General features: G+C 60.4%; 10 protein-coding genes. 7 read left to right on the forward strand and 3 right to left on the reverse strand.

The window, feature by feature from the left end; all coding sequences use genetic code 11:
* The 3 genes from VN887_02900 to VN887_02910 all read left to right on the forward strand — a co-directional run.
* The coding region (locus VN887_02900) for an RHS repeat-associated core domain-containing protein (GenBank protein HXT38949.1) at positions 1–983 on the forward strand (983 nt) is incomplete at its 5' end.
* Complete coding sequence (locus VN887_02905) at positions 980–1399, forward strand: hypothetical protein (protein HXT38950.1); 420 nt, start codon at positions 980–982, stop codon at positions 1397–1399. The genes VN887_02900 and VN887_02905, both read left to right, overlap by 4 nt.
* 12 nt (positions 1400–1411) lie before the next feature.
* Positions 1412–1933: a hypothetical protein gene (locus tag VN887_02910; GenBank protein ID HXT38951.1), complete on the forward strand. Its 522-nt coding sequence runs from the start codon at positions 1412–1414 to the stop codon at positions 1931–1933.
* Between the two features lie 1008 nt (positions 1934–2941).
* Here the strand turns inward: VN887_02910 and VN887_02915 are convergent.
* On the reverse strand, positions 2942–3313 hold the full coding sequence (locus tag VN887_02915; protein HXT38952.1) for a helix-turn-helix transcriptional regulator: 372 nt from the start codon (positions 3311–3313) through the stop codon (positions 2942–2944).
* A gap of 72 nt (positions 3314–3385) precedes the next feature.
* Between VN887_02915 and VN887_02920 the strand changes: the two genes are divergently transcribed.
* The 4 genes from VN887_02920 (at position 3386) to VN887_02935 (ending at position 9605) form a co-directional block, all read left to right on the forward strand.
* Positions 3386–6376: a CHC2 zinc finger domain-containing protein gene (locus tag VN887_02920; protein HXT38953.1), complete on the forward strand. Its 2991-nt coding sequence runs from the start codon at positions 3386–3388 to the stop codon at positions 6374–6376.
* Between the two features lie 114 nt (positions 6377–6490).
* On the forward strand, positions 6491–7528 hold the full coding sequence (gene xerC / locus VN887_02925; GenBank protein HXT38954.1) for a site-specific tyrosine recombinase XerC: 1038 nt from the start codon (positions 6491–6493) through the stop codon (positions 7526–7528).
* 890 nt (positions 7529–8418) lie between these two features.
* On the forward strand, positions 8419–9255 hold the full coding sequence (locus tag VN887_02930) for a hypothetical protein (GenBank protein HXT38955.1): 837 nt from the start codon (positions 8419–8421) through the stop codon (positions 9253–9255).
* On the forward strand, positions 9252–9605 hold the full coding sequence (locus tag VN887_02935) for an RHS repeat-associated core domain-containing protein (GenBank protein HXT38956.1): 354 nt from the start codon (positions 9252–9254) through the stop codon (positions 9603–9605). The genes VN887_02930 and VN887_02935 overlap by 4 nt, the downstream gene beginning before the upstream one ends.
* Positions 9606–9935: 330 nt before the next feature.
* Here the strand turns inward: VN887_02935 and VN887_02940 are convergent, their stop codons facing one another.
* Both VN887_02940 and VN887_02945 read right to left on the reverse strand, forming a co-directional pair.
* On the reverse strand, positions 9936–10208 hold the full coding sequence (locus VN887_02940; GenBank protein ID HXT38957.1) for a hypothetical protein: 273 nt from the start codon (positions 10206–10208) through the stop codon (positions 9936–9938).
* Positions 10171–10575: a hypothetical protein gene (locus VN887_02945; GenBank protein HXT38958.1), complete on the reverse strand. Its 405-nt coding sequence runs from the start codon at positions 10573–10575 to the stop codon at positions 10171–10173. Before VN887_02945 ends, VN887_02940 begins: the two co-directional genes overlap by 38 nt.
* Between the last annotated feature and the right edge of the window lie 98 nt (positions 10576–10673).

Genomic DNA, 10673 nt, shown 5'->3' on the forward strand with positions numbered 1-10673 from the left:
ACTATACGTGGATCAGCGGCTGGTATCCCGGCACCACGACGCATTATGTTTACGACGGGAAGCGGGTGATCCAGGAGCGGACGAGCAATCCGACGGTGAGCTACACGCGGGGCGCGGACCTGTCGGGTTCATTGGAAGGCGCGGGTGGCATCGGCGGCTTGCTGTCGCGCAGCCATGCGTATCAATCCGGGAGCGGGAGCTTCACGAACCACAATTATTATCATGCCGATGGAAACGGGAACATCACCTACATGGTGGACACCAATCAAAGCATGGTGGCGAGTTATCGGTACGATCCGTTTGGGAACACGATTTCATCGAGCGGCACGTTGTCGGGGGTGAACGTGTATCGGTTCAGCTCGAAGGAACGGCACAACAACAGCGGGATGTATTACTACGGCTACCGTTGGTATGATCCCAACCTCCAACGGTGGCCAAATAGAGACCCGTTGGGTGAGTTCCCTGACGGCCCGAACTTGTATGCCTTCGTCGGCAACAATCCGTTAACCAGAGTGGACATTGACGGGCTGACGTGGCGGAGCAACTGGGACTTCTTCTGGGATTGGGCGCTTGGTCGCGGTGGCAACAACCGTAACTACAATGACGGCTCGACGGAGTCGGGCGAAATGAAGAACTCGCCCGGCGGTCAAGCGATGCGTGACAAGTTTTACAAAGGCGGCTGTAAAGACTTCAACAACGGCAACTATGGCACGGGCAGAGCAGCCTGGGATACGCTCGTCAATCCGTCCACGGCTGACTGGTCTGGCACGGGCGCTCAAGTAGGAGGCTTTGGCGGAGCTACTGCGACGGACAACGGCAACGGCACGGTCACGTTCTGCATTCCAAACGTCGCGGGAACGCACTCGTTCTTCTATCACATCGTCCCCGACCGCAGCGGCACGACCGGCCCAGGAAGAAACATCAAGCAGACCATCTGCTGGACAGAGCCGATAGACAAAAGCAAGTGCCCGTGCCCGAAATGAGAAATCCTCTTTTGAAATGCGCGCTTGGTCTGAGCTTGTTCAGCATGTTCACCGGTTGCGGAAAACCGCCAAACAACTCTGACGTGCCGGGAACTTATGTTGCTGAATATCCGTTCGCGACGGAGAGCGTGACCATTAAAGACGGTGGCAAGTTCGACCAAACCATCAAAGTCAAAGCGAGTGGCAAGGTGGCGACAACAAATGGAACGTGGCGCTTCGACGCCAAAGATGGAGACATCTACTTCAGCGAAGAGTTCATGGTGGTTGTGGATGGCTTTGGTGAAATGGTCACGAACTTCGACACCCCCACCAGGAAAGCCATCTCAATCCTGCCGGTGCGCCGCTCGTTTGGGAAAATGCAAATCGGCGTTGATCCACGCATTCCTTACAAGAAGCTGCCGAGCGCGTCACCGTAAGCGAAACCGCCGGTGACCTCGACAGCCTTGCAACGTCGCATCCGCGTTCTCCTTTGGATCTTCATCGCCGGCTTGGTCATCAGCGGCGCGACGGCAATCCCGCTCGAAACGGAAGTCAACTTGCTGGCTCGAATCATCGGCGCAAACGACAGCGCCAACTTGGAACAACCAGGCTTGCTTCGTTGGCTCGCTCTTGTGCGCGACGGCATCGTGGCAACCAACGCCAAATATCCGTTCATCGGCTACGGCACGGACTGGCTGGCGTTCGGGCACTTCGTCATTGCAATCGCGTTCATCGGGCCGTTGCGCGATCCCGTGAAGAACGTTTGGGTTGTCGAGTTCGGGATGATTGCATGCGCGCTGGTCGTGCCGTTCGCGCTGGTGATGGGAGGCGTTCGCGGAATCCCGTTCGGCTGGCGATTGATTGATTGCTCATTCGGAATTTTCGGAATCATCCCGCTTTGGTTCTGCCGTCGACTCATCAAGCAACTCGCGGAAGCGAACCAAACCGTCCGTCCCGCACAAACGGTGTAAGGAATCTGGCTCGCCTCAGGCCGGCTCGATAGAAGGTCGGCCACCCGCGCCTGCCGCACAGCCCTGGCGCTACGTCTTCGCTGCGGAGTGCGGAACGTCCAGAGCCAGAGCGTGCGCCCCTTCCACCCCCGCACCCTCTGGCTCTGGCCGCTCCTTCGCTCAGACTCCGGCCAGGGCTGCTAGCGGCCCGCCGCCCTTAAAGACACCCCCGGCGGGCGCTCCGTGTCACGCTGGCTGCTAAGAAGGGAAGGCAGCCAGCGCGCCACTCCGCGCAGGTGGCTGCACCGGGGGCGGGCCAACCGGAATAGTGGCGCTCGCCGACTCGCGCCAGAGCTTCGCACGTTCGAGCGTCGCGGTTGCAATCGTGGCGTTTCGGGTGTTCGCGCGTGGCGACAGGCTTCGTTCGCAGTGAGCGCTCGCAATGGAATTGAATGCGCTGTCGCGCGCGGCAACGTCAGTGCGTCACGCTCAAAGCTCACTGCGCCCGCCGCCCCGCTTCGTCTGTCATCGCGTGCTGTTCGGAAATGTCAGTGTTCACGACGCCGGCAGCTTCGCTGCCGAGGTTTGGCAACGGGTTGTCCGCGTCATGGCCGATGCGTGGCCGTGTTGGAGTTCGGAAGTTCCCGGATTGCTTTTAGAATGGGATGACTGGCAACGGCCACGCTCGCGGGAAAACTTCGACGCGCGCGTTGCAATCGAACGTCGCGGGCCAAGTCAGATTGCTGATGCGCTCTAGCGCCGCGCGGCGCACCGCGATTGCTTGCCCCGGTAACGACCCCCAAGCAATCGCTGCTTCGCCGTCGTCCGAGCCGCTGAAATCACAAGGCACGCGTTACCCCTTAGCGTGGTAAGGATTTTGTGTCCGCTACGCGGCCACGCAACCGCCGCGCGGTTGACCGGGAATGTTCCGGCCATCTTCCCGGACACGTCCAGCAACTGTCTGCTGACGCGGCCAGTCCACGACCGCAAACAGTCCGGGGACAGGCAGCGGCTAAGGAAAGGAAGCGTTCAGTTCCCGGTCGCGGACTGGGCAACCAACGCGTTGACGACCTCGATGATTTTGTCCTGCTGACGGCGGGGCAGCTTGGCCACGCGGTCGAAGACCTGGCCGAGCTTGCCGCCGGGCGTGACCGCCCGGCCTGGCTTCGGCTCGCCGAGCAGTTCATGCACGGTGACGCCGAGCGCCTTGGCCATCGGCGCGAGAACATCCGAGCGCGGAATCTGCCCGCTGCGTTCCCAATAGCTGACGTTGGTGTTGGACTCGCCGATTTGCTTGGCGAGTTCACGCACGGACAACCCGGCTGCTTCACGCAGCCGCCGCAAGTTGGACTTCGTTGCCATGAGCGCACCATAAAGCCGGTCTGAAAATAAAGCTTGCATGTGCGCAGTATATTGCGCACTCATGGGCAATGCAATCACACTTGACACTCTTTTCAGAAACGGAGGCAGCCGATGGCCTGGCGCATTCCTGAATCTGAAATCGAGCGCGTGAAGCGCCAGACCGATTTGCTGGCGCTGGTGCGCAGCCGGGGCATCGAGTTGAAGCCGCACGGCGCGAAAGACTTCATCGGACGCTGTCCGTTCCACGACGACCAGGCCAATCCCAACTTCATCGTCAGCCCGGCCAAGGGACTCTTTCACTGCATGGCGTGCGGCGCGGCGGGCAACGCCATCCAGTTCGTCGAGCGGCACGACGGCTTGAGCAGCTTTCGTCACGCCTTCGAGTTGTTGAACCAGGGCGGCGCGGCGGCGTTCACGCCCGCGCCGGCCTCCGTGCCGCGGCTGCCCTGTCCGCTCGATCCGGCGGCGGAGGACGCGGCGCTGTTCAGCCAGGTGACGGCTTACTATCACGAACGCCTGAAACAGTCCGCGCCGGCACGCGCTTACTTGCGTTCGCGCGGACTCGGCAGCGATGAACTCATCGCGCGTTTTCAACTCGGCTTCGCCGACCGCACGCTGGGTCTGCGGCTGCCGGACAAGAACCGCCAGGCGGGACAGACGTTGCGCTCGCGGCTCACGCGGCTGGGCCTGTGGCGCGACAGCGGGCACGAACACTTCAACGGCTGCATCGTCGTGCCGCTCTTGGACGCGGCGGGAAACGTCGTGAGCTTCTACGGCCGTCGGGCGCAACGCGGCGAGATGAAACACCTTTACCCGCCCGGGCCGCATCGCGGCTTGTTCAACCGCGACGGCATTCGCAACGCGGAGGAAGTGATCCTCTGCGAAGCGGTGTTGGACGCGCTGACGTTTTGCAACGCGGGCTTCGCCAACACGACTTGCACGTTCGGAACGGAAGGTTTTACCGACGAGCTTTGGGAAGCGTTGCGCCAGGTGCGGCGCGTGAAGCTGGCTTACGATGCGGACGACGCGGGCGAGCGGGCGGCGCAGCGCGACGCGGAGCGGTTCAGAGCGCACGGCGTCGAAGTCTTTCGCATCAAGTTCCCGCACGGCATGGATGCCAACGAATACGCGCAGAAGGTGAAGCCCGCCGACAAATCGCTGGCGCTCTTGTTGAACTCAGCACAGTGGCTTGGCGCTGGCACACGACCACCAACGCCGCCACCGGCAGAGCCGTTGAAACACGTCGCAATGGTAGTGGACGAACTGACGGGCGAGCCGTTGCCCATCGTGGACAAGGAGAGTTTGGAAACGGGCGTCGGCTGGTCGCCGTCGCCGTTCGTTCCCGCTCCTTACTCGGAAGTCGTCGCGCAGGCTGCTTCTCTTTCTTTAGCTGCTTCTGTTAGCGGCTCACAGGAGACGGCGGCTAAAGAAGAAAAGCCGCCAGCGCCAACGATGCCCACGCTTGAGCAACGCGGCGATGCGTGGTTCATGGAACTGGAAGGCCGCGAGTATCGCGTGGCGGGTTTGGAAAAGACGTTGGGCACGGACGCGCTGAAAGTCGCGTTGCGACTTCACCACGGCGAACGCTTTCACCTGGATCAAGTGGACTTGTGCCGCGACGCGGAGCGCCGCCGTTTCATCGAACGCGCCGCCGAGGAAACCGGACTCACCGCCGACTTGTTGAAGCGCGACGTTGCGCGCTTGTTGCTCGCGGTCGAACAGGCGCAAGCCGAGCTTGCCAAACCGCAGGCGCAAGCCGCCCACGTCGTCACGCTCACGCCGGAGGAACGCGAAGCGGCGTTGACCTGGTTGCGCGAGCCGAATCTCATCGGGCGTTTGCGCGAGGCGTTCCACCAGGCGGGCATCATCGGCGAGGAAAGCAACACGCTCATTGCGTATCTCGCGGGCGTGTCGCGCAAACTGGAAAGGCCGCTGGCCATCATCATTCAGAGCGCGAGCGCGGCGGGCAAAACGACGTTGATGGACGCGGTGCTGTCGTTCTTCCCGGAGGAGGAGCGCGTCAAATACTCCGCCATGACCGGCCAGAGTCTTTACTACCTGGGCGAGACGAGTCTCAAACATAAAATCCTCGCGGTCGTGGAGGAAGCGGGCGCGGAGCGCGCCAGCTACGCGCTCAAACTTTTGCAGAGCGAAGGCGAACTCACCATTGCCTCGACTGGCAAAGACCCCACGACCGGCAAGATGGTCACGCAGGAATATCACGTCGAAGGCCCGGTGATGATCTTCCTGACGACGACCGCGATTGATCTGGACGAGGAACTGCAAAACCGTTGCCTGACGCTGGCGGTGGACGAGAGCGCCGAGCAGACCGGGCGCATTCATCGCGTGCAACGCGAGCGCCGCACGCTCGCGGGCCTGCTCGCGCACGAGCAGCGCAAGGACCTGTTGAAGCAACTGCGCGACGCGCAGCGGCTCTTGTCGCCGCTCCATGTCGTCAATCCGTTCGCGCCCGCGCTCACGTTCGCCACGGCGCGCACGCGCAACCGCCGCGACCACGAAAAATATCTCACGCTCATTGACGCCATCGCGCTGCTTCACCAGCACCAGCGGCAACGCGGCCAGCACCTCGTCAACGGTCGCGTCGTCGAGTTCGTGGAAGTCACGCTCGATGACATCGCGCTGGCGAACGAGCTCGCGCCGGAAGTCTTGGGCCGTTCGCTCGACGAACTGCCGCCGCAGACGCGGCGCTTGCTCGCCGTCATCCGCGAGCTGATGAAAGGCAAACGCAAGGAACGCGCCGCGAAAGGCGCAACGACGTTCAGTCGAAAAGAACTGCGCGACCTCTGCGGCTGGAGTCTGACGCAAGTGCGCGTTCACCTGGAACGCCTCGTTGAACTCGAATATCTGGCGACGCGCCACGCGCGCCTGAACAACCAGTTCCTCTACGAACTGTTGTTCGACGTGGACGCGCCCGAAGCGGTCGCGCACGTCGGCTTGATCACCGTGGAGGAACTGCGGGTCGGTTACACCGCGCCGCTGGCGGGTTTGGACTCGCGGTTGGCGGAGCAAAGCACGCGGTTGGCGGCGGTTGGCGCAAGCCCCCCGCCACCGGTTTTAACCAATGCCAGCGCGAGTTTTTGAACCGGTTGGCGGGTTGGCGGGTTCGCACATCTGGAGTGCGAGCCGCGACCGCCCTTGTAACTCAAATCATCAATCGTAAATCGTATGGGAGGCCCGAAAGGTTTTGCCGGAGCAATGAAGCTTGCCGAGCGCGCCAAAGACCAGCGCGGCGGCCAGGACAAACACCCCGACCACTACGACCGCAGCGCGCCCGACGCGCTGGGGTCGTGGCACGATGCCTATCTCGAAGCCCTCGCCATCCGCAACTACGCGCCCACCACTGTCGAGCATCGCCGCTACACTTTGAAACTCTTCTTCACCTGGGCGGCGGAGCGCGACCTTACGAACGCCGCGCAAATCACGCGGCCCATCCTGGAAAACTTCCAACGCTGGCTCTGGCGCTACCAGAAACCCAACGGCCAGCGCATGGGCTGGAGCACGCAGCGCGAACACCTCGGCACGCTCAAAGACTTTTGCCGCTGGCTCACGCGGCAGAACGTCATCCTCCACAATCCGGCGAGCGAGCTTGAACTGCCGCGACCGGAAAAACGTCTGCCCCAGGAAGTCCTCACGCTCTCCGAAGTCGAGCGATTGCTCGCCGTGCCGGACGTGGACGATCCGCTTGGCGTGCGCGATCGCGCGATGCTTGAACTCTTTTACTCGACCGGCCTCCGGCGCACCGAACTTTGCCGCGTCGAACTCTCCGACGTGAACGCCGAGCGGCGCACACTTCATGTGCGTTTGGGCAAGGGCAAGAAAGACCGCGTCGTGCCCGTCGGCGCGCGCGCCGTCGCGTGGCTCGAACGCTACTTGAAAGAAGTCCGTCCGCGTCTCTGTCTCGACACGCGCACGCCGGCGTTGTTCCTCACCGGCTACGGCGAGGCGTTCAATCCCGACGTGCTTTCGCGCATGGTCAGCGCGTGGCTCAAGCAAGCCGGGTTGAAGCGCAAAGGCTGCTGCCACGTCCTGCGCCACAGTTGCGCGACGCACATGCTGGAGAACGGCGCGGACATCCGCTTCATCCAGCAGTTGCTCGGTCACGAGAAGCTCGACACCACCGCCATCTACACGGAAGTGAGCATCAAGCAGCTTCAAGAAGTTCACGCGCGTTGCCATCCGTCCGCGAAAGTCGCGGAGAAAAAACCGCTTTCGCAATCCGGGCCGAACGAGTAATCTCGCGCCGTGATTGCAGGCGCTCAAAGTTGCCTTCCTCTTTTAGCCGCCGAGCCGCTGTCAGCGGCTTCACGCGGCGCGTTCGCGCCGACGCGGGCGACCTCCCCTCGAAAAACTCGCGCCCGGAATCTTTGCCCGACCGCATCGGGTCGCTCGTCCCGGCAACGCCGCGTTCGCCCAATAATCACGCCCGGTTCACGGCCTTGCGGCTACGGAACTGCATCGGGTCGGCGCAAATGGCCAAATAGAGATCCGATCAATGAACTCGGATTTCGGGTCCTGCACCACGGCGCAGGGAGCGTAAATGGTAGTTCAGGTCCGAATTTATACACGTTTGTGCGCAATGAGCCCGTTTTCGCCATGGATCCATTTGGTCTTAGCTTGTGGGTCTGCACCAGCCGCGCGTTTGGAATTATCGGAATCAGCCACGTTTACATGTGGGATGATCGAAAAGAGACGCCTAAAGGAAAGCACGACTGCTCTATGCAAGGGAGCAGTGGGAATCCTAACACGCACGACGACAGCCTCAAAGGCCCTCTTCCTGGATCAGGGGAAGGATTCGATCTTTGGTACGGTGATATAGATTCAGGGGTGAGCTGCCAGCGCATCCCAAACAGCAATGGCAAAGAAGACGCGGCGATCAAATGTTGTAGAGATAAGGCCAACAAGAGGATTTGGTTTCCAGGTCTCAATGATTGCCACAACCCTCTCGACAAGTGTCTAACAGCACCGCCTCCGGCAGGGGCGGGAATTCCCGCATCGGACATTCCGCCGCATAAACGATTCGGAAAGAACCGAGGTGTCGATTGAGGCCCGCTTTGTTCAGTGCTCTCGCATTCCTCGCTCTCTGTGGCTGCGCCGCAGGTTCAATCCAGATTCCTGGAGAGAATTTGCGTTCGAAGCCGCTGCCTTATCCAGAGTTCTCGAAATACTTGGAAGCGCGAGTGCATGCCCCTGTTTACCAAATCGGATTTCAGAGAGATTCGACCGGCTCGAAGCTTTTCATCACCTTTTATTTCCGAAAAGGCAATGAAGCCGCTCATCGCACGCTAATAGTTACGCGGGATGGAATCAAAGAAGTTCCGGGTTACCACATAGTCTGGTACGACGATCTGGAAACTCCGGTGTTCCGATTGGAAGGCGGCAAGCAGTGGTACGAGGGTCAGGGGAGCTCGTCCAGATTCTTCTCCCGATTCGAAGACGCTAATTACGTTTTTAAAGCGGGCGCGGTAATTCCATTCGAATCGATTTGGGCTAGAATCATGGGAGTTTCGGGCGGAGATTTTGTGGTGCTCAAATTCCGAGACAAGCCGGGCTGGATCGTTTCTACGCCTGAGAATCCCAAGCAACCAGTCGTGGAGCTGCCACACGATTTAGATCATCCCCAAGGCGCTTACGCAACAGCAGACAGCTTGATTATATTCGGCACATGGAGGCCAGCTCAATCAGGATACCTCGTTAAGTGTTTGATTTATCAGAAGTCATCAGCCGGCTACCGGCTCTCCGAAGAAATTCCCATTCGCTGGGGAGGCACTGTGTATGACATGGACCCAAAGACTGGCGACGTCTTGATCACGGGTACGTCTACTAAATTTGCCGGTTATTATCGGTTTAACATTAGAACGAAACGGCGGGCACGTCTGGGTTTTGCGCCGAGCGATGACGTTCTTTTTTTGAAGGAGGACATTATCCGAACACTCGACGCAGCAATGCACGAGACGCATTGAAGCCTGCAAATCAGTTCGCAGGAGCGCGACGCACACATTGGAATTTGAACAAGCGCACGAACAACACGATTTCGTCGAGTGGCACCCTGGCCAGCGCCAACATGTATCGGTTAAGTTCCAAGGAATGGACCGGCAATTGGAGCCTCTACTACTTTGGCTATCGCTTCTATGACCCCAATCTCCAACGGTGGCTGAATAGAGATCCCCTCCAAGAGGAAGGGGGAGTCAATCTGTACTGTTTTGTCGATAATAATCCGGTGAATGCTTTCGATCCGTCCGGCCTATTCAAGCTATGCACGCCCTACGCCAAGATTCCTTGTGGAAAACATAAATGTTACGAACTTTTTTGACGTCGTAAAAACGGCCAAAATGGCGTCGCAAGATTTTCGGGGTTTCGCCCGCACTCTCAACGTGTTTTGTGGCCGAATAACCACGCTCTGGTCGTAGCTCTGTGAGCGGGTGGGTCGTTTCCAGCTCTTCATTCAGGTCGCGCGCATTTTGGGCCGCGCTCCGATGGTAAGGTGCCAGTTTTGGATGACGGCTCACACTGGCGTCGCAAGCTGAGTGCCGCGTCCCGGCTGCTCGCACTGCCATCGTAAGCCCCGGATTTTTCTCTGGGAAGCGGTTTTCCACCACGCGGGCGTCGTACGGTGACGACGCCCGCGGGCGGTGGCGCTCAACTACTGGCCGGTGATCTGGCGCATGGCGTCGTGGAAGGTCATCCCCAGCACTTGAACGTGGAAGTCGATGGTGTTGCCGGCCAGGTCGCGTTCGGGCCAGCGCCAGTAACTGTCCTTGACGATCAGGCCGGGATAGGCGGGCAGGATAAAGTTGCCCGCCTCGCGGGGGAGCAGTTGCAGGCCCTGTTTTGCAAGCAGGGGCACGAGCAGGGCCAGGCGCGCGGCGCGGATCTGTTCACGCGACCAGCGGGGTTGCGGGGAGCGGGCTGTCATAGTCTTTCCTCCAGTGGGGTTGGATGAGGACGCGGTTGACTTGTTTGAGGTCCACGATGCGGGTCTGGTCGCGCACCGCCTCGATGAGGGCGCTGAGACACAGGTTGCGGGTGCGCCGTAATAGTCCTTCGCCGGAGCGGACGACCAGCGCCAGGGCTTCGGCGGTGAAGGTGTTGTGGCCGAGACCTGCACGGTCGAGCTGGTCGAGGACGAACTGTTCGACCGTCTCTGGGCTGAGGCGCGGGAGGATGGCCGAATAGGTGACGCGGGAACGGATTTCCTCGTTGATGGACAGGGCCAGGGATTGCATGAGCGGTGGTTGGCCGATGAGCACCAGGTTGTGGGAGCGGGGAAAGGTAAGCGTCACGCGGAGGACCTTCTTGACAGAGCAAGGGCAGAGGAGGCGTAAGTGTCAGAGGAATATGCTCTGACCTCTATGACAGGACGTCAGAGAACGACAGGGTG

This window comes from Candidatus Angelobacter sp. (genome assembly GCA_035607015.1).
GTDB lineage: Bacteria > Verrucomicrobiota > Verrucomicrobiia > Limisphaerales > AV2 > AV2.